Origin of the sequence: Clostridium ljungdahlii DSM 13528 (assembly GCF_000143685.1) — a bacterium.
Taxonomy (GTDB): Bacteria; Bacillota; Clostridia; order Clostridiales; family Clostridiaceae; genus Clostridium_B; species Clostridium_B ljungdahlii.
In genome coordinates, this window is record NC_014328.1 from 1316344 (window position 1) to 1335704 (window position 19361).

At 31.0% G+C, this 19361-nt stretch carries 19 protein-coding genes; all 19 read left to right on the forward strand.

Features of this window, described 5'->3' with window-relative positions:
- Positions 1-49 precede the first annotated feature (49 nt).
- Complete coding sequence (locus CLJU_RS05965) at positions 50-301, forward strand: IreB family regulatory phosphoprotein (protein ID WP_013237881.1); 252 nt, start codon at positions 50-52, stop codon at positions 299-301.
- Positions 302-364: 63 nt separating this feature from the next.
- Positions 365-778, forward strand: coding sequence for a Holliday junction resolvase RuvX (ruvX, locus tag CLJU_RS05970; protein ID WP_013237882.1), 414 nt, complete (start codon positions 365-367; stop codon positions 776-778).
- Between the two features lie 178 nt (positions 779-956).
- The gene (locus CLJU_RS05975) at positions 957-1217 is read left to right on the forward strand and encodes a DUF1292 domain-containing protein (RefSeq protein WP_013237883.1); all 261 of its coding nucleotides are present in this window, start codon (positions 957-959) and stop codon (positions 1215-1217) included.
- Between the two features lie 234 nt (positions 1218-1451).
- A complete protein-coding gene (locus CLJU_RS05980; protein WP_013237884.1) occupies positions 1452-1910 on the forward strand; it encodes a Fur family transcriptional regulator in 459 nt (152 codons plus the stop codon).
- Between the two features lie 39 nt (positions 1911-1949).
- On the forward strand, positions 1950-3617 hold the full coding sequence (locus CLJU_RS05985; protein ID WP_013237885.1) for a ribonuclease J: 1668 nt from the start codon (positions 1950-1952) through the stop codon (positions 3615-3617).
- Between the two features lie 34 nt (positions 3618-3651).
- A complete protein-coding gene (locus CLJU_RS05990) occupies positions 3652-4011 on the forward strand; it encodes a YlbF/YmcA family competence regulator (protein ID WP_013237886.1) in 360 nt (119 codons plus the stop codon).
- A gap of 174 nt (positions 4012-4185) precedes the next feature.
- Complete coding sequence (typA, locus tag CLJU_RS05995) at positions 4186-6009, forward strand: translational GTPase TypA (RefSeq protein ID WP_013237887.1); 1824 nt, start codon at positions 4186-4188, stop codon at positions 6007-6009.
- A 57-nt stretch (positions 6010-6066) separates the two neighbouring features.
- On the forward strand, positions 6067-6714 hold the full coding sequence (locus CLJU_RS06000) for an O-methyltransferase (RefSeq protein WP_013237888.1): 648 nt from the start codon (positions 6067-6069) through the stop codon (positions 6712-6714).
- Between the two features lies 1 nt (position 6715).
- Complete coding sequence (locus tag CLJU_RS06005; protein ID WP_013237889.1) at positions 6716-7942, forward strand: peptidase U32 family protein; 1227 nt, start codon at positions 6716-6718, stop codon at positions 7940-7942.
- Between the two features lie 85 nt (positions 7943-8027).
- On the forward strand, positions 8028-9692 hold the full coding sequence (locus tag CLJU_RS06010) for a penicillin-binding transpeptidase domain-containing protein (RefSeq protein ID WP_013237890.1): 1665 nt from the start codon (positions 8028-8030) through the stop codon (positions 9690-9692).
- A gap of 82 nt (positions 9693-9774) precedes the next feature.
- Positions 9775-10476, forward strand: a complete 702-nt coding sequence (gene sigK, locus CLJU_RS06015) for an RNA polymerase sporulation sigma factor SigK (protein WP_013237891.1) — start codon at positions 9775-9777, stop codon at positions 10474-10476.
- Between the two features lie 273 nt (positions 10477-10749).
- Positions 10750-11805 (forward strand): type IV pilus twitching motility protein PilT, encoded by a 1056-nt coding sequence (locus CLJU_RS06020; RefSeq protein ID WP_013237892.1) that lies wholly within the window; start codon positions 10750-10752, stop codon positions 11803-11805.
- 135 nt (positions 11806-11940) lie between these two features.
- On the forward strand, positions 11941-13215 hold the full coding sequence (locus CLJU_RS06025) for a glycosyltransferase family 2 protein (RefSeq protein WP_013237893.1): 1275 nt from the start codon (positions 11941-11943) through the stop codon (positions 13213-13215).
- Positions 13216-13601: 386 nt separating this feature from the next.
- Positions 13602-14873, forward strand: a complete 1272-nt coding sequence (ftsA, locus tag CLJU_RS06030; protein ID WP_029170054.1) for a cell division protein FtsA — start codon at positions 13602-13604, stop codon at positions 14871-14873.
- 18 nt (positions 14874-14891) lie between these two features.
- The gene (gene ftsZ, locus CLJU_RS06035; RefSeq protein WP_013237895.1) at positions 14892-16001 is read left to right on the forward strand and encodes a cell division protein FtsZ; all 1110 of its coding nucleotides are present in this window, start codon (positions 14892-14894) and stop codon (positions 15999-16001) included.
- Between the two features lie 212 nt (positions 16002-16213).
- The gene (gene spoIIGA, locus CLJU_RS06040) at positions 16214-17011 is read left to right on the forward strand and encodes a sigma-E processing peptidase SpoIIGA (RefSeq protein WP_013237896.1); all 798 of its coding nucleotides are present in this window, start codon (positions 16214-16216) and stop codon (positions 17009-17011) included.
- A 195-nt stretch (positions 17012-17206) separates the two neighbouring features.
- The gene (gene sigE / locus CLJU_RS06045; RefSeq protein WP_023163094.1) at positions 17207-17914 is read left to right on the forward strand and encodes an RNA polymerase sporulation sigma factor SigE; all 708 of its coding nucleotides are present in this window, start codon (positions 17207-17209) and stop codon (positions 17912-17914) included.
- A 73-nt stretch (positions 17915-17987) separates the two neighbouring features.
- Entirely contained in the window at positions 17988-18761 is a 774-nt protein-coding gene (sigG, locus tag CLJU_RS06050; RefSeq protein ID WP_013237898.1) for an RNA polymerase sporulation sigma factor SigG, read from the forward strand.
- A 276-nt stretch (positions 18762-19037) separates the two neighbouring features.
- On the forward strand, positions 19038-19304 hold the full coding sequence (locus CLJU_RS06055) for a YlmC/YmxH family sporulation protein (RefSeq protein ID WP_013237899.1): 267 nt from the start codon (positions 19038-19040) through the stop codon (positions 19302-19304).
- Positions 19305-19361 lie beyond the last annotated feature (57 nt).

The window sequence follows — 19361 nt, forward strand, 5'->3', positions numbered from 1 at the left end:
GAAATATGTTTTATAATATATTTATTAGAATGTTAGCGGGGTGATATATATGAGCAACGATAATACTATTCAGTTTGACATTTCTGAAAGTAAAAAAGCATTGACAAAGGAAATATTGACTGAGGTTTATGATTCGCTAATTAAAAAAGGCTATAATCCAGTAAATCAATTGGTGGGATATTTGATTTCTGGTGATCCAACGTATATAACAAATTATAATGGAGCAAGGTCATTGGTTAGGAAGCTTGAGAGAGATGAAATACTTGAAGAAGTCTTAAAAGCATACTTAGACATAAAATAAAAATGTCCTTATGGACATTTTTATTTTAAATATGAGAATAATATAAAGTAGGAGAGTGAAGATTTGAGAATACTCGGATTGGATATAGGTGACAGAACTATAGGAGTGGCACTAAGTGACCCACTTGGGATAACGGCACAAGGAATCACTACTGTGAGAAGAAAGAATCAGGAAAAGGATATTGAGGAATTAAAGTCTATATGTGAAAAATACGGTGTAGAATGTATTGTTTCTGGGCTTCCTAAAAATATGAATGGTACGTTAGGTCTTCAGAGTGAAAAAGTGTTGAGTTTTTGCAAGGTTATAGAGCAAAGTATAAAAGTACCCATAAAGATGTGGGATGAAAGATTAACTACTGTAGCAGCTCATAGGGCTATGATAGAGGGAGATTTATCTAGGGCAAAGAGAAAAAAAATAGTAGATAAGATGGCAGCTATTTATATACTTCAAGGATATTTGGATAGTATTTCAAAATAGTATCAAGTGAAAATTGTTTGAACTTATTTAGGGATATAGTCTCTCTTTATCATAGACTTGAAAAAAATCAGAAAACTAAAATCTATAATTTTTGTGAAGGGTTTTTGCAAAGTATCGTTAAGTGTTAAAGAGAGTAGTTATTGAATAAATCTGGATTTAAAAGAAAGGAAAACTCAATATGGATAATAACGCAGCAGATTTAATATTAGAAGATGAAAATGGAAAAAAGGTTAAGTTCCAGGTGGTTACTAAATTTGATATAAAAGAAGAAGAATATATAATTGCGGTACCTGAAGAATGTGCTGATGAAGATACAGCTATAGCACTTAAAATAGTAAAAGATGATAATGGAGAAGAAGTTCTTGTAACAGTAGAAGATGAGGATGAATTTGATAAGGTTTTAGAAGTTTATGAAAGTTTATTTGGAAATGAAGCTTAGTTAATATAAAAGCTAGAGGCTAAAAGCTGTGGCTTAGATAGCTTTTAGCCTTTAGCTTTTATATTAATTGATTTTCAATTGACAATAACTTTATACTATATTAAACTTATAGTATTGTAATTTTTAAACAATGTTTTTATCCGATGGCTGCTATCTATAACACTACCGTTACACACAGTGAAGCAGTAGAGAAGGTTGTCATGGGACAAATTTAGGTTGAAATGGGGTATAGTAATGCCAAAACTTTCCTCTTCAGAAATAGAGAGATTAAAAAATAGCTTAAAAGAAAAAGGATATAAACTTACGCCGCAGAGGCGTGCTGTAGTTGATATTATAATAAGAAATGAAGGAAAACACCTTACTACAGAAGAAATATATGATCAGGTTAAGAGTGAATGCCCTGAAATTGGTTTGGCTACAGTTTACAGGACAGTACAGCTTTTAGAGGATATAGGCGTTATATGTAAATTGGATTTGGAGGATGGATGCAATAGATACGAAATAGTGCATGAAGAAGAAAACCATCAGCATCATCATTTAATATGTACTAAATGTTCTAAGATAATTGAAGTAACGGATGATTTGTTGGAACCTTTAGAAAAAAAGATAGAAGAAAAGTATGATTTTAAAATTTTAAACCATAGTTTAAAATTTTATGGCATATGTAATAAATGTACAAAAAAATCAAAATAAGTATAAAAAACTAAAATATAAAAAGGAGGGAAGATTTTTTTGCGTAAAGAAAAAGATAGAGTAAAAGTCATTCCATTAGGTGGTCTAGGTGAAATAGGAAAGAATCTTACAGTAATAGAGTATAAAAATGACATAATAGTAATTGATTGTGGCATGAGTTTCCCGGATGCAGATATGCTGGGCATAGATATAGTTATACCCGATATTACTTATTTAAAAAAGAATATTGACAGGGTGAGAGGAATATTTTTAACTCATGGACATGAAGACCATATAGGAGCGTTACCTTATGTGCTAAAAGAAATCAATGTTCCTGTGTACGGTACGAAGTTGACCCTGGGTATTGTTGAGAGTAAGTTAAGGGAACATAACTTAAATGATGTAGTAAAATTAAAGTGTGTAAAAGCAAAGGACGTAATTAAATTGGATAGTATGTCTGTGGAATTTATAAGAACTAGCCACAGTATAGCTGATTCAACTGCCCTTGCAATACATACACCAATAGGTATTATATTTCATACTGGTGACTTTAAGGTAGATTATACGCCTATTGATGGAAGTGTAATTGATTTTGCTAGGCTTGCAGAACTAGGTAAAAAAGGTGTAATCCTTATGTTAGCAGATAGTACTAATGTAGAGAGACCGGGATACACTATGTCTGAAAGAACTGTAGGAACAACTTTTCAAAAGTTTTTCTCACTTGCAAAAAGTAGAATAATAGTGGCTACATTTGCCTCTAATATTCATAGAATACAGCAGGTAATTACTGCTGCTGAAAAATATGACAGGAAAGTTGCAATTTCCGGGAGAAGTATGGAAAATATAATGGAAGTAGCTATGAACTTGGGATATATAGACATTAAAAAAAATACTCTTATTAATATAGATAATATAAATAGGTATCCTGGTAATAGAATAGTTATAATAACTACTGGAAGTCAAGGCGAACCTATGTCAGCTCTTTCCAGGATGGCAGCTTCCGAACATAAGAAAGTAAATATTATTCCAGGAGATACAATAATAATTTCAGCAAATCCTATACCTGGAAATGAAAAATTAGTTTCTGGAGTTATAAATCAACTGTTTAAAAAGGGAGCAGAAGTAATATATGAAGCACTAGCAGATGTGCACGTTTCAGGTCATGCCTGTCAGGAAGAATTAAAATTAATTCATACTCTTGTAAAACCTAAATTTTTTATGCCAGTGCATGGAGAATACAGGCATTTGAAGCAGCATAAAGACCTTGCCGTAAGCTTAGGAATGCCTTCAAACAATATAATTATAGCAGATAATGGAGATGTAATAGAAGTTTCCAGAGACTCTATAAAGAAAACGGGTACAGTAGTATCTGGACAGATATTTGTAGATGGACTTGGAGTGGGGGATGTTGGAAATATAGTTTTGAGAGATAGAAGACATCTTTCACAAGACGGTATACTTACAGTAGTAATTACCATTGAAAAACAAACTGGCACCGTTATTGCTGGTCCTGATATAATATCCAGGGGATTTGTATATGTAAGAGAATCAGAAGATTTAATGGAAGAAGCAAAGGAACTTGTACGAGGTGCATTAAATGAATGTGAGGAGAAACACATTACTGAATGGGCAAGTATAAAATCAAATGTAAAAGAAGTCCTCAGATCATTCTTATACGAAAAGACAAAGAGAAAACCAATGATATTACCTATAATTATGGAAATATAATGTTTTGAAATATTGTCTAAGGAGGATGGTTGAAATGAGTATATGCGATAAAGCAAGTGAGCTTGCAGCAGAGCTTAAAAACTGTGAAGAAGTGACTGCATTAAGAGAGGCAAGTAAGGAAATAGAAAAAAGTGAAGCAAATATAAAAATGTTAGATGACTTTAGAAAAATACAAATGGAGGCTTATTCAGAGCAAATGCAAAATGGAGAGGTCTCTGAGAAAACTAAACAAAAATTTAAAGATATAGGTTCTGTAGTATCTATGAATCCATCTGTAAATAAGTATATACAGACAGAACAGAGATTCAGTATTATGTGGCAGAATATATTAAAGGTGCTAAATGATGCCATAGGAATAGACTTTTCTTTTGGAACAGGTAAAAATAAAAAATAGTTTTTACGTGAAAACCATTAGAATGATGTTTAGAAAGTTGACTTTTTAACACTATGATATTAAAATAAATATGTTACTTTAAATTGGATACAGGGAAGTATCCAATTTTTTTGAGTATTTATTCAGAATTTTAATATGTTTAGTCAGTTTAAGTGTAAAATTGGAGGAGTAATAATGAATTTGTTTACAAGAAATGATATAAGAAATGTGGCAATAATAGCCCATGTCGATCATGGTAAGACCACATTGGTAGATGCATTATTAAGACAAAGCAATATATTTAGATCAAATGAAAAAGTTGAAGAGAGAGTCATGGACTCAAATGATCTTGAAAAGGAAAGAGGTATTACTATACTATCAAAGAATACTTCTGTAATGCATAAAGGAATTAAAATAAATATAGTAGACACACCGGGCCATGCAGATTTTGGAGGAGAAGTAGAACGTGTACTTGAAATGGTAGATAGCGTTTTATTATTAGTAGATGCTTATGAGGGACCTATGCCTCAGACAAAATTTGTTTTGAAAAAGGCGTTGGAATTAAAATTAAAGCCAATAGTTGTTATAAATAAAATAGATAAGTCGGATGCAAGACCTTCTGAAGTACTGGATGAAATTTTTGATTTATTTATAGAGTTAGGTGCTAATGATGAACAGCTTGACTTCCCTGTAGTTTATTGTTCTTCAAAAGCAGGGTTTGCTAAAAAAGAGATGGAAGATGAATCAGATAATATGGAACCTTTATTTGATGCAATAATAGAAAATGTTGCTCCACCTCAGGGATATTTAGATATGCCACTTCAAATGCTAATTACAACTATAGATCACAATGAATATGTAGGTAGAATAGGTGTAGGAAAAATAACAAGAGGAAGTATAAAGAAAAATGAGCAGGTTGCACTTATAAGAAAAGGAAATAAAATAGAGAATGTAAAAGTGTCTAATCTTTATGTTTATGATGGACTCAAAAAGAAAGAGGTAGATGAGGCAAAACTTGGTGATATAGTTGCTGTATCAGGTATTCCTGATATAAATATAGGTGAAACTATAGCAGATGCTTCAGAACCAGAAGCACTTCCTTTTGTAGAGATAGACGAACCTACATTGAATATGAACTTTATGGTAAATGATTCACCTTTTGCTGGAAGAGAAGGAGATTATGTAACTTCAAGACATTTGAGAGATAGACTCATGAAAGAGCTTGAAACAAATGTTGCCCTTAAAGTAGAAGAAACTGACTCAGCAGATTGCTTTAAAGTAAGCGGCAGAGGAGAACTACATCTTTCAGTTTTAATAGAAACTATGAGAAGAGAAGGCTATGAATTTCAAGTTTCAAAACCAACAGTTATATATAAAGAAGAGAATGGAAAAAAATTAGAACCTATTGAATATTTGACTATAGATGTACCTGAAGAATTTATGGGAATTGTTATGGAAAAGCTTGGACCTAGAAAAGCTGAAATGGTAAATATGACTTCTGCAGTTAATGGGTATACAAGACTGGAATTTAAAATACCAGCAAGGGGACTTATTGGATTCAGAAATGAATTTATGACAGATACCAAGGGAAATGGAATAATGAACCATGTATTAGATAGTTATGAAGAATACAAAGGAGACATACCAGAAAGAACAAGAGGATCACTCGTAGTATTCGAACCAGGTACTGCTATAACTTATGGACTTTTTAATGCTCAGGAAAGAGGAACTCTTTTTATAGAGCCAGGAACAGAAGTATACGAAGGAATGATAGCTGGTGAATGTTCAAGAGCTGAGGATATAGAGGTAAATGTATGTAAAAAGAAGCATTTGACAAATACAAGAACTTCAAGTGCGGATGATGCATTAAAGTTAGTTCCTGTAAACAAAATGAGTCTTGAAAAATCACTAGAGTTTATAGCATCGGATGAATTAGTGGAGATTACTCCTAAGAGTATAAGAATGAGAAAGAGAATATTAAATACAGATCTTAGAAAAAAGGCTGCAAGGAGAAAATAGTAAAAGCTTTTACACATAAGAATAACTATTTAATTTGAAGTTATTTTGGAGGAAAAAATGAGCGGTGTTGCATATGAATACATGGAAAATTATATAAGATCATTGATAGGAGAACATGATGGAATATTAAAGGAGATGGAAGAGTACGCCAGATTAAATTCTGTTCCAATAGTTCATAAAGAAGTGGCAAGATTTTTAGAACTTATGATAACTATGAAAAAGCCCTTAAAAATTTTGGAGCTTGGAACAGCAATTGGTTACTCTGCTATTCTCATGAGCTTAAGTTCCCATAAAAAAAGTCATATAACAACAGTTGAAAGAGATAAGCACATGATAGAAATCGCCAGGGAAAATGTGAAAAAATATAAATTTGAGCAGCACATTGACATTATAGAAGGAGACTGCCTGGAAGTACTTAAAACTATGCAGGAACAATATGATTTTATATTTATGGATGCAGGCAAAGCACACTATAATCATTTTTTACCTTATTGTTTAAAACTTTTAAATGAAGAAGGCATGATAGTAGCAGATAATGCATTATTTAGAGGAATGATTGCTTCAGATGAATTGGTGAAAAGAAGAAAGATAACTATAGTAAAAAGAATGAGAGAGTACTTAAATACAATATCTGATCATGATAAATTTATAACATCAATTATACCTATGGGAGATGGTATAGCTGTTACAGTGAGGAGGAATTAAGATGAAAAAACCAGAACTTCTAGCACCAGCTGGTAATCTTGAAAAGCTGAAGACAGCTATAAACTTTGGTGCTGATGCAGTTTATCTTGGAGGCAGCAAGCTGAATTTAAGAGCTTTTGCGGATAATTTTGAAGATAATGAATTAGAAGAGGGAATAGAGTATGCTCATAAAAGGGGTAAAAAGGTATTTGTAACTGTAAATGTGTTCCCTCATAATGAAGATTTAGTGGGAATGGAAGATTACTTAAAAAAATTATACGAATTAGGATCAGATGCAATACTTGTATCTGATCCAGGAATAATAATGACTGCAAAAGAAGTCGTTCCTAACTTAGAACTTCATTTAAGTACTCAAGCCAATAATGTGAATTGGAAATCAGCTATGTTTTGGCACAACCAAGGAGTAAAGAGAATAGTACTTGCAAGAGAGTTATCGCTTAAAGAAATAAATGAGATACGATGCCATTTACCGGAGAGTTGCGAAATAGAGGCTTTTGTTCATGGTGCAATGTGTATGTCCTATTCTGGTAGATGTGTACTTTCAAATTATATGACAGGAAGAGATGCCAATAGAGGTCAATGTGCCCAGCCATGCAGATATAAATATTATTTGATGGAAGAAAAAAGGCAAGGGGAATACTTCCCGGTATTTGAAGATGATAGAGGAGCTTATATATTAAATTCTAAAGATTTATGTATGATAGATCATATTCCTGAACTAGTTAAGAGTGGCATAAATTCATTAAAAATAGAAGGAAGAATGAAGAGTTCATATTATGTGGCTACTGTAGTAAAAGCCTATCGAAGAGCGATAGATGCTTATTTTGAAAATCCAGATTCATATAAATTTAAAAAAGTATGGTTGGATGATTTAATGAAAGCAAGCCATAGAGTATATTATACTGGATTTTATTTTGGAGATCCGGGCAAACAGGTATATGAGACCTCTTCATATATAAGAAATTATGATATAGTAGGAATAGTGAAAGATTATGATAGCCTTGAAGAAAGAGCTGTTATAGAACAGAGGAATAAGGTTTTTAATGAAGATGAAGTAGAAGTGCTTAGACCTAAAGGTGATGGCTTTTGCATACGCCTTTATGACATGAGAAATGAAAAGGGAGAAAAAATAGAATCGGCACCTGTAGCCCAAATGATATTTACAGCTAAAGTAAGTAACAAGATGGAAAAGGGAGATATGCTTTTAAAAGCAAAAAGTGATAAATAAAAAATAAGTATGGTAAAAATGATAAAATTATGAATAAAACACCTTATTTTGGACAAAATTTTAGTCTAGATGAGGTGTTTTTTTTATGTTTGAGATTAATAGAAATGTAATTAGAAAAAGACAGTGTTTTTTATTTATAGTAATTATTTTAATATTTTCAGTACTATATTTTAAAATAATAAAGGTTCAATATTTTGGGTGGAACAAATTAAGTGTAATGGCGGATGCTCAGTATTCCTATAAAGAAGATCTTACAGATGCCAATTACAAATTATTTGATTCTTATGGAAGACAGCTTATGAGTTACAATAAGAAATATTATGTTGTAATACTGCCAGAAGTGTTTTTAAAAGATAATCAAAATGCAGATTCAGAGAAAGTTTTGACACTTGTATACACTCTTAGAAATTATAATAGTAGCTATGATTTATCTAAGATAGCTGTGCTAAATAGCAGTCAAAAAGTATATTATGAAATTGACGAGAGTACATATAATAAACTAAAAGATATAAAAGGCGTAAATGGATTTTATACCTATATATACTCCCCATTAAATAGGAGTGGAGTGTGGAGCATAGAAAATTTACTTGAAAACCCTAGAAGAACTAAGGATAATAAGATGAAATCTGGGAGTTCTTTGGAAATGCAGATATATAATAAAACTAAGAATAACGAAAAACCTCAGGTAGTATTTGAGAGGGATGTAAATGGAAATATAATAGGGAAAAAGACCAATTTACCTAAAAATAATGTAAATGTTAGGTTGACTGTAGATAAAGATATAGAAGATAAAATAAAAGAAGTGTTAAATAGCAGCGAAAATAAAAACTATGGGCAGATTGGGGTAGTTTTAATGGAGGCAAGTACGGGAAAAATAAAAGCTCTGGTGCAGAAAGATGATAATAAGCCAAATGTAAATTTAGGGGTTTCTACTAATCATGGATTTTTCCCTGGATCTATATTCAAAGTTTTAGTGGAGGAAGCAGGACTCGATAAGAATATGATAAGTGTAAATGATAAGTTTACATGTAGAGGACTTTATGAAGAAAAAGATGAGTCCCATCACGGAACTTTGACTCCAGAGGGGGCACTTACACTGTCATGTAATGATGTATTTTCTCAAATAGGAAATAAGGTTGGATTTAACAATTTTTATGACAATGCAAAATCTCAAGGATTGTTTCAAAAAGTGTTAAATTTGGATAGTGAAAAAGAGGGCCGATTTGAGGTGAAAAATCCAAGTTATAGTGATGGAAGCCTGGGACTTGCAGCTATAGGTCAAAATGTAAGAATAACTCCACTGGAAGCTATAAGCATACCTAATACAGTTATAAATGATGGAGTATATGTTAAACCGTATATAGTAGATAGTTACGTAGATGATAAAAATAATGTTATAGAACAAGTTAATACTACAAGTTATTCTGTAATTGAGAAATCTACAGCAGAGGAAATGAAGAAGCAGATGATAAATGTAGTTGATATGGGTACAGCAAAATCAGCGTATATGAACAATCAGGAAGTAGGGGGAAAGACTGGAAGCACACAGAGAGTGGAACTTACTGGCAGCAGCAAAACTGCACAGGAACATTCAGATGGATGGTTTTCCGGTTTCTTTAAAGCAAATGGAAGATATTATTCGATGGTAGTTTTTGTTGAAGATATAAATAAAGACAGCGAAAGCGGAGGAAATACTGCAGCTCCTATTTTTAAAAATATAATTTTGAAAGTACAGCAATATTTAAAGTGAAATTAAATAAATTTATTTATGTGTGCACTTTTTTAAAATATATTCATAGTATATTAATAAGCACTGTTAGGAGGAGCAACAAGTGTTTTTAACAAATTGCTTATTAGATATCCTGGGAAATGTAGTATTTATGACGGCTTACGTTACAAATAGTAGTTCATTTCCACAACCCTTAAGTGATGAAGAAGAAGAATATTATCTCAAAAAATTAGAGCAGGGAGATTTGCTTGCTAAAAGTATTTTAGTGGAGAGAAATTTAAGACTAGTAGCACATATTGTAAAAAAGTATTCATATCCTAGTAAAGAAGTAGATGAATTAATTTCAATTGGAACTGTTGGGCTTATTAAAGCAATAGATTCTTTTGATATGTCTAAGGGAACTAGACTAGCAACATATGCAGCAAAGTGTATAGAAAATGAGATATTGATGCTTATAAGAAATAATAAAAAAATTAGAAATGAAGTATACTTAGAAGATCCTATTGGTGTTGATAAAGAAGGAAATGAAATATCTCTTATGGATGTTCTCAGTAGTGATGAAGGTTCTATAATTGAGATTGTAGAACAAAAATTACAGGTAAAAAAATTATATTCTAAAATAAACACTTGTTTATCTGAAAGGGAAAAAAGCGTTGTGGAAATGCGATATGGCCTCTTGGAAGGAAAACCAAGGACCCAAAGAGAGATAGCTAAGCTATTAGGAATATCAAGATCTTATGTATCAAGAATTGAAAAAAAAGCTTTAAAAAAGTTATACAAAGAATTAAATTATGGGACAGGATAATTTTGGATGAAACTTATAGAGTAAAGGTTTTAATAAATTCCATTATGTATTTTTATACAATTTTATGTAAATACAAATGGAATTTATTTCATTTTTTGACAATCGTAAATAACTTTGGTCAAAAGTAAAATTGTTTATAAAAAAGTAGACATAAATGACGAATATAATAAGGTATAATATAATTTTATAAATAACTTTTAAATTTTTGAATTAAAGTTTTATTCTATAAAATAATTATTGAAAATATAGACGGATCAGAGAGGGGAACTTAAATTGCTATCATTAAAAGATTTATTAGAAATAACTATTAAAGAAGAGGCATCAGATTTGCACCTTACTGTAGGTATACCTCCTGTAATAAGGGTAAATGGAGAACTTGAAGTACTTGGAAAAGAAAAACTGCAGCCATCAGATACAGAAAGATTTAGTAAAGAAATATTAGATAAAGATTATGATAAATATATGAAAATTGGAGAAATCGACATATCATTTTCTGTAGCTGGACTTGGCAGATTTAGAGTAAATATTTTCAAGCAAAGGGGAAGTAATGCCATTGCAGTGAGAGTTGTAGGATTGAAAATACCAACTTTAAATGAACTTAAATTTCCACAGGTAATAAAAAATCTTTTATCTTATAAAAAAGGACTGATTTTGGTAACAGGTCCTACAGGTTGTGGAAAAAGTACGACTTTAGCAGCTATGATAAATGAAATAAATTGTACAAGAGCTGCACATATAATAACTTTAGAAGATCCTATAGAATATTTACATAAGCACAACAAGTCTATAATAAATCAGAGGGAAATAGGGAAAGATTCCTTAAGCTATGCTAATGCTTTAAAGTCAGTACTTAGAGAAGATCCAGATGTAATTTTAGTGGGAGAAATGAGAGACCTTGAAACTATATCTGTTGTGCTTACGGCTTCTGAAACCGGACATCTTGTATTTTCGACGTTACATACTATAGGAGCAGCTAAAACTATAGATAGAATTGTAGATGTATTTCCACCGTATCAACAACAGCAGATAAAAATACAATTAGCAGCAGTTTTAAGGGGAATAGTATCTCAGCAGCTTATACATAGAGAAGATGGTAAGGGAAGAGTAGCAGCAGTTGAGACTATGATTGCTACTCCAGCCATTAAAAATATGATAAGAGAAGGAAAAACCTATCAAATAGAATCTTCAATGCAAACCGGGTCAAAGTATGGTATGAAGACAATGGATATAGCACTGGCGGAACTTTATAAAAAAGGATTAATATCTTATGAGTCTGCTATTGCCTATGCTTGTGATGCAAATATAATAACTAAAATAATTTCATTATAGAAAATTTATGTAAAAAGGTAGAACTTTTAAGTGCTGCTTTTTTACATAAATAAAATATTTTAATTAATTATTATAATTACTATAGTAATTAATTTTTATTTGTGCTAAAATAACTTTGAATTAGGGGGGATTAAATTGAGCATTTTTAAGGAATTAATTCATAATGCCTCTCGTGTTTTAACTTATACAGTTTATATAATATCTATTTATTATTTGTTTATATCAATTTTTGGCATACGGAGAAAAAAAGATACTGGAGAGGTAAAACCAGAAAAAAGTTTTGCATTAGTTGTTGCAGCTCACAATGAAGAAGTTGTAATTGATGATATTATAGAAAGTTTAAAAAAACTTGATTATCCTAAGGCATTATACGACATTTTTGTAATTGCAGATAACTGTACAGATAAAACTGCATTAAAGGCTAGAAAAAAGGGAGCCATTGTGTATGAAAGATTTACCGAAGGAAAAAGAGGTAAAGGTTATGCACTGGAGTGGATGTTTGATAAGATCTTTAAGATGAAAAAGAAATATGATGCTGTTGCTATATTTGATGCTGATAATTTGGTTAATAGAAATTTCTTGAAGGAGATGAATAAGCAGCTTTGCAAAGGCTATAAAGTTGTTCAAGGTTATTTGGATAGTAAGAACCCTTGTGATACGTGGATTACAGGAAGTTATTCTATAGCATTTTGGACCTGTAACAGGATGTTTCAACTAGCCAGAAGTAATTTAGGTCTGTCGACTCAACTTGGTGGAACTGGTTTTTGCATAGATATAACTGTTTTAAAAAAGTTAGGTTGGGGTGCCACGTGTCTTACGGAAGATTTGGAGTTTACATGTAAATTGGTATTGCATGGTTATAAGGTAGGATGGGCTCATGATGCCATAATATATGATGAAAAGCCACTTACACTTTTCCAGTCTTGGAAACAGAGAAAAAGGTGGATGCAGGGATTTGCAGATGTATCCAGCAGATATTTTTTTAAACTTTTAATAAAATCAATAAAAAGTTGCAATTTTGTACTTCTTGATTGTGCATTTTATAGTATTCAACCTATAGTAACTGTTCTTATAGGAATTTCTGCTATAAGTGGTGTAATTCAATATTTTATGAAGACATATAATTTAATATCTAATTTCAATACAGTTGTATACTCTATAAATTTTGATTTGTTTACGATTATAGCGGTACTATTTTCTATATTACAATTTGTATATACTCCTTTTGTGCTTATTTTAGAAAAAAAATTAGATCTTAGGATATTTGGGTATTACATAATTTATCCTCTATATGTTATAACATGGTTTCCAATTTCTCTTCAAGGAATTATATACAAAAACGATAAAGAATGGAACCATACTATTCACAGTAGAAGTGTAAAGATAAAAGATTTAGAAAAAGCTAATTAAATAAATTTTTATAGGGGAAAGGGCTGTAAGTCTTTTCCCCTTATTAAGGTATATTTGAACAGGATTTATTCCCAAATTAATTTAATATTGTTTAACTTAATTTGAGTTTTTATTAAAATGTGATAAAATATAAGAGGAAAATTAGATTTTTTGTTGAATATATATTTTGGATGTGTATTTCCTATAGTTTTCTTTATCCGATGACTATCTGCTCATGCTCTAATATGTGATAATATTTTATATTTATAATAAAAATTGTATGAATGTAAATAAGATCCTTACTTTATGAAATTGAGGAGCGGTTGCGTACATGGATAACGTCTTCTAAGATTCAAAAAGTTGAATCTAGGAATTATGTTTATGCAAAGGAGGGAAAAAATACTTTAATGAATGAGTATATAATTGGCATAGATATAGGTTCGTCCAATATATGTGCTGCTGCTGGAAAAGTGGACAAACATGCTGGAGTACAGATAATGGGTATAACTTCTTCAAATTGTACGGGAGTGAAAAGAGGAATAGTTGTAGATATAGATAATACTTCAGAATCTATAAAAAAATGTATAAGTTCTTTAGAAAGAATGCTTGATACTAAAATATCAGAAGCGTATATATCTTTACCAGGAGGAATAAGTGAGATTATTTGGAATAAAGGTGTAGTTGCTGTATCTTCAGAAGATCGTGAAATAAAACAAAATGATGTAAAAAGAGTTTTAAAAGCATCTAAGATTATTACGGTTCCAAATGATAAAGAAATAATAGGGGTAATACCTGAGCAATACATAATTGATGGTTACGACAAAATAAAGGATCCCATAGGTATGAGCGGATTAAGATTGGAAGTAGACTCACAAATAATAATGGCTCAGTCAGCAATAGTAAATAATATTTTTAAAAGTGTAAATAAAGCAGGAATAAAAGTTTTAGGAGTAGTATTTCAACCCATAGCTATATCTGAAGTAGTATTAAAAGAAGATGAAATTCAACGGGGAGTAGCTCTTGTTGATGCAGGAGCAGAGTCTATAAATATTTATATTTATGAGGGTGGAAATTTGAGGAGTATAAGTACTATAGGCTTAGGTGGAAATATAATAACAAATGATATTGGAGTTTGTTTAAAACTTTCTGCTTCAGAGGCAGAAAAACTCAAAATAAAATATGGAAGTCTTGAAATAAACCATGATGAAGAAAACTTTAAGATAGAAGTCGATGCTGATTATAATAACAAAGTAAAAGTTGATTATAATATTTTAGTTCAAATTATACAAGCTAGAGTAGAAGAATTATTTTCTATAATAGATAAGGAAATAAGAAATTCTGAGTATTATGATAAACTTTCGGGCGTAGTTATGGTAGGAGGCGGAATGGCTGCTATAAATGGAATAGAAAAATTTGGTGAAAATGTGTTGAAGAAGCTTGTAAGAATTGGAATTCCAAAATACATAGGAGCAGCTAGTCCTATGTATGCTACAGCAGTTGGAGTAGTAAAAGATGTTTCAAATTCAATAAAAGTTAAAAATGCAGCATTTACGGATCCGATTAAAAATAAAGATATATGTGATTATGAGGAAACAGATAAAAAACAAAAAACAAGTAAAAAAAATAAAGATAGTAGTTTTGTATCAAGAATAAAACAATTCTTTACAGATTTTTTTTAATAAAGGAGGCAGGGTATTGTGTTAGATTTTGATGTTGATGTTCAACAATTTGCTCAGATAAAAGTAATAGGATGCGGCGGCGGAGGAAACAATGCTGTAAATAGAATGATAAAAGAAGGATTAAAAAATGTTGAATTTATAGCCATAAATACAGATAAGCAAGCATTAATGCTTTCACAAGCATCGCAAAAAATACAAATAGGTGATAAGCTTACCAAAGGACTTGGTGCAGGGGCAAATCCTGAAATAGGGAAAAAGGCCGCAGAGGAAAATAAGGATGAAATATCTCAAGCTATAAAAGGTGCGGACATGGTGTTTATTACAGCAGGTATGGGTGGTGGAACTGGTACAGGGGCAGCTCCTATAATCGCAGAAATTGCAAAATCAATGGGTATACTTACTGTGGGTGTGGTTACTAAACCTTTTCCTTTTGAAGGAAGAAAGAGAATGCTTCATGCAGAAATGGGAATAAAGGATTTGAAGGATAAAGTTGATACTTTGGTTACAATACCAAATGAAAGGTTACTTTCTGTGGTGGATAAAAAGACAACTTTAATGGAATCCTTTAGACTTGCAGATGATGTATTAAGACAAGGCGTTCAAGGTATATCAGATTTAATTACTATACCTGGACTTGTAAATTTAGACTTTGCAGATGTTAGAACAATTATGATAGACAAGGGTCTTGCACATATGGGTGTAGGTAAGGGAAATGGTGATAATAGGGCACAGGATGCAGCAAAACAGGCAATATCAAGTCCACTTCTTGAAACTTCCATAGTAGGGGCTACTGGAGTACTTTTGAATATAACAGGTGGACAGGACCTAGGGCTTTTAGAAATAAATGAAGCTGCGGAGATAGTTCAAGATGCAGCAGATCCTGATGCAAACATAATATTTGGAGCTGTTATAGATGAGGAAATAAAAGATGAAATAAGAATTACTGTAATAGCTACAGGTTTTGAAACGGGAAAGGATGAAGTTAAGAGGGAAACAAAATCCGATATCAAATCTTCAAGACGAAGTATGATGAATAATGAGGATGAAGCAGCAGCTTCTGTAGAATATGAGAAAATTGATGAAAATAATTTGGAAGTACCAGCTTTCCTAAGAAGACAGAGAAAGTAGAAAAAATCCGTGTATAGTTTAAACTATACACGGATTTTTTATTGTCTAACTTTATGCAATACAAATGACTTTAAATAGTACTAAAAAAAGATTTTATGGCATAATATAGAAAATAAAAATATTATATATGATTAAGAAATGACAAAATTTTGAAATATATAAGTATATAATAAAGGTAAATACAGGAAATAAAGCTGGAGGTGAGCTTACAATTGGTAGTATATGCAGACTTGCTAATTTTAATAAACTTTATAGTAAACTTTTTTTTATTATATATTACAGGAAGAACTCTTAAGTTAAAGATAAAACTTAAATTTATGATTTTAGCTGCGGCCATAGGAAGCGGTTATACGGTTACATTAATTTATCCAGTCTTAAATATATTTTCTGCTTTCTATTTTAAAATTTTAGTAGCAGCTATGCTAATTTATATTTCTTTCGGTAATAGGGGATTTATATGTAATTTTAAAATTTCAGCTGTATTTATTTTGTATTCTATGCTGCTGGCAGGTATTTGTATGTTTGTGGAATATAGTAATTGCTCCTATACAGGAGATTATATGATAATTAATTTCCCTTATGAATGGCTTTTTATTTCTATCATGGTGTTGTACATAATAATTGATAGATTGGTAATTTATGTTAAAGATAGGAACAAGATGTTTAAATTGATTTATAATGTGGATATTGTATTTAAAGACAAAAGTAAGAGTGTAAGGGCTTTTTTAGATACCGGGAACGAGCTTAGGGAGCCAGCTACCAATTTGCCAGTAGTGATAGTTGAGAAGTCTGTATTTCAAAATATAAATCTAGAAGAAATGGATAAGTTTTATATACCTTATAGAGTTATAAATGGCAAGTGTGGCAAGCTTCAGGGCTTTAAGCCAGATGTAGTAAAAATAGACTTTGGACAAGAAACTAAAAATAGAGAAGTTATAATTGCTATTTGCAAGGATAAATTGAGTAAATTTGACGATTATCATGCACTTCTTTCTAGGGGAGTGATATAGACGGTAGGTGTATAACGGCTGATACGCCCATGGATAAGATTTTCTACTAAAGGATAACGCATTATAAGTGCTAAAGACACTAAGAACACTGTTAATAAGACTCAGATGGAGAAAGAATATTTCTCACAAGTAACCCCTATTTGAGTCTAAAAATCACTTGATGTAAAAGGAAATTAAATGATGGAGGCTATGATTATGCTTAGGTTAAAAATATTGTTGAACAGAATACTTACAAAATTTAAATTTGCAATAAAAAACATATATTATATAGGGGGAAATGATGTACTACCACCTCCACTTAGCAAAAAAGAAGAAGAGGATTTGGTTTTGAAGTTAGTTTCTGGAGATGAGAAGGTAAGATCTACTCTTATAGAAAGAAATTTGCGATTGGTAGTTTATATAGCTAGAAAGTTTGAAAATACAGGTGTAAATGTGGAAGATTTAGTATCAGTAGGTACCATAGGACTTATAAAAGCAGTAAATACATTTAATCCTGAAAAAAAAATAAAATTAGCTACTTATGCTTCTAGATGCATAGAAAATGAAATACTCATGTATCTGAGAAGAAATAGTAAAACAAAGGCAGAAATTTCTTTTTATGAACCACTCAACATAGATTGGGATGGAAATGAATTATTACTTTCTGATATTTTAGGAACGGACAATGACGTAGTATACAATTTTATAGAAGATGAAGTGGATAAGCAGCTTCTAATGCTAGCTATGAAAAAATTGAGTGACAGGGAAAAGGAGATAGTTAATCTAAGGTTTGGATTAAATGGCAAAAGTGAAAAAACTCAGAAAGAGGTTGCAGACTTACTTGGAATATCACAGTCTTATATATCAAGGTTAGAAAAGAGAATAATAAAGAGACTTAGAAAAGAAATAAATAAAATGTTATAGGGTTGTCTTTAGTATAAAACTCAGCTTCTTAGTAAATACTTAAAATGCTATATATTCTAAAGGGGCTGATTACATGATAATTAATAAAGTAGAAATTTGTGGCGTAAATACATCAAAATTGCCAGTTCTCAAGGGAAAAGAAATGAAAGAACTTTTAATAAAGATGCAGCAGGGAGATAATGAATCTAGAGAAAAGTTTATAAAGGGTAATTTACGATTGGTGTTAAGTGTAATACAGAGGTTTAATAACAGGGGAGAAAATGTAGATGATCTATTTCAAGTAGGATGTATAGGGCTTATAAAAGCCATTGACAACTTTGATTTAAGTCAAAATGTTAAATTTTCAACTTATGCTGTACCTATGATTATAGGAGAAATAAGAAGATACTTAAGGGATAACAATTCCATAAGGGTAAGCAGATCTCTTAGAGATATTGCTTATAAAGCACTTCAAGTTAGAGATAAATTAATAAGGGAAAATAATAAAGAACCAACTATATCACAAATAGCGGAAGAATTAAATATACCAAGAGAGGAAGTGGTATTTGCATTGGATGCCATTCAGGATCCAGTTTCCCTGTTTGAACCCATATATCATGATGGGGGTGATGCAATTTATGTAATGGATCAAATAAGTGATACTAAAAATTTGGATGAAAACTGGTTGGAAAACATATCGATAAAAGAAGCCATGAAAAAATTAAATGACAGGGAGAAATTGATACTTAATTTAAGATTTTTTGATGGACGGACTCAGATGGAAGTAGCAGATGAAATAGGTATATCACAAGCGCAGGTATCTAGGTTAGAGAAAACTGCCTTAAGGCATATGCGAAAATATATATAAATAGGTATAATGTTTAATTTATAATAATTAGAAACTCAACTTTCACACATATGAAATTTTGACTTAATATAAAAAAATTGCGGCATAATTTTTTTAGTTGATAGTTAAGAATTAAAAATTAATAGTTAATGTGGATTTTTTCCGTTACACTACAAAAAACCATCCTTCACTATTAATTCTTCATTATTAATTCTTAACTTGCGAAGCTTTGCTTAGCAAAGTTTTTAAACTGTGAAAGTTAAGTTAGAAAATAATAAAAATGGGGGATGTACATAAATGGAGTTAGAAGGAGATTTATTTTCTTTGACTAATCTAAGAAATATGGAAATTATAGATATAAATACGGGTGCAAAATTAGGTTTTATAAAAGATCTAAAGATAAATTGTGAAGAGCATAAGATAATATCAATTATTTTACCATCTCAAACTTTTAAAATATCATTATTTGGGAAAAATGAAGATATAGAAATACCCTGGGATAATGTAAAAAAAATAGGTGTAGATGTAATTTTAGTCGATGGGAAAAATCTTGTAGAGGAGTAGAAGTTTCCACAAAATAAGTATATAATTATAATATGTATACTATCTTATATGAAGGAC

What these genes read in the sequence shown, in the direction of transcription:
- CLJU_RS06055 (WP_013237899.1), top strand. Translation starts at nt 19,038, where the DNA reads ATGGAGTTAGAAGGAGATTTATTTTCTTTGACTAATCTAAGAAATATG.
- CLJU_RS06005 (WP_013237889.1), top strand. Translation starts at nt 6,716, where the DNA reads ATGAAAAAACCAGAACTTCTAGCACCAGCTGGTAATCTTGAAAAGCTG.
- sigE (WP_023163094.1), top strand. Translation starts at nt 17,207, where the DNA reads ATGCTTAGGTTAAAAATATTGTTGAACAGAATACTTACAAAATTTAAA.
- CLJU_RS06000 (WP_013237888.1), top strand. Translation starts at nt 6,067, where the DNA reads ATGAGCGGTGTTGCATATGAATACATGGAAAATTATATAAGATCATTG.
- ftsA (WP_029170054.1), top strand. Translation starts at nt 13,602, where the DNA reads ATGAATGAGTATATAATTGGCATAGATATAGGTTCGTCCAATATATGT.
- CLJU_RS05980 (WP_013237884.1), top strand. Translation starts at nt 1,452, where the DNA reads ATGCCAAAACTTTCCTCTTCAGAAATAGAGAGATTAAAAAATAGCTTA.
- CLJU_RS05965 (WP_013237881.1), top strand. Translation starts at nt 50, where the DNA reads ATGAGCAACGATAATACTATTCAGTTTGACATTTCTGAAAGTAAAAAA.
- CLJU_RS05975 (WP_013237883.1), top strand. Translation starts at nt 957, where the DNA reads ATGGATAATAACGCAGCAGATTTAATATTAGAAGATGAAAATGGAAAA.
- typA (WP_013237887.1), top strand. Translation starts at nt 4,186, where the DNA reads ATGAATTTGTTTACAAGAAATGATATAAGAAATGTGGCAATAATAGCC.
- sigG (WP_013237898.1), top strand. Translation starts at nt 17,988, where the DNA reads ATGATAATTAATAAAGTAGAAATTTGTGGCGTAAATACATCAAAATTG.
- CLJU_RS06010 (WP_013237890.1), top strand. Translation starts at nt 8,028, where the DNA reads ATGTTTGAGATTAATAGAAATGTAATTAGAAAAAGACAGTGTTTTTTA.
- CLJU_RS05990 (WP_013237886.1), top strand. Translation starts at nt 3,652, where the DNA reads ATGAGTATATGCGATAAAGCAAGTGAGCTTGCAGCAGAGCTTAAAAAC.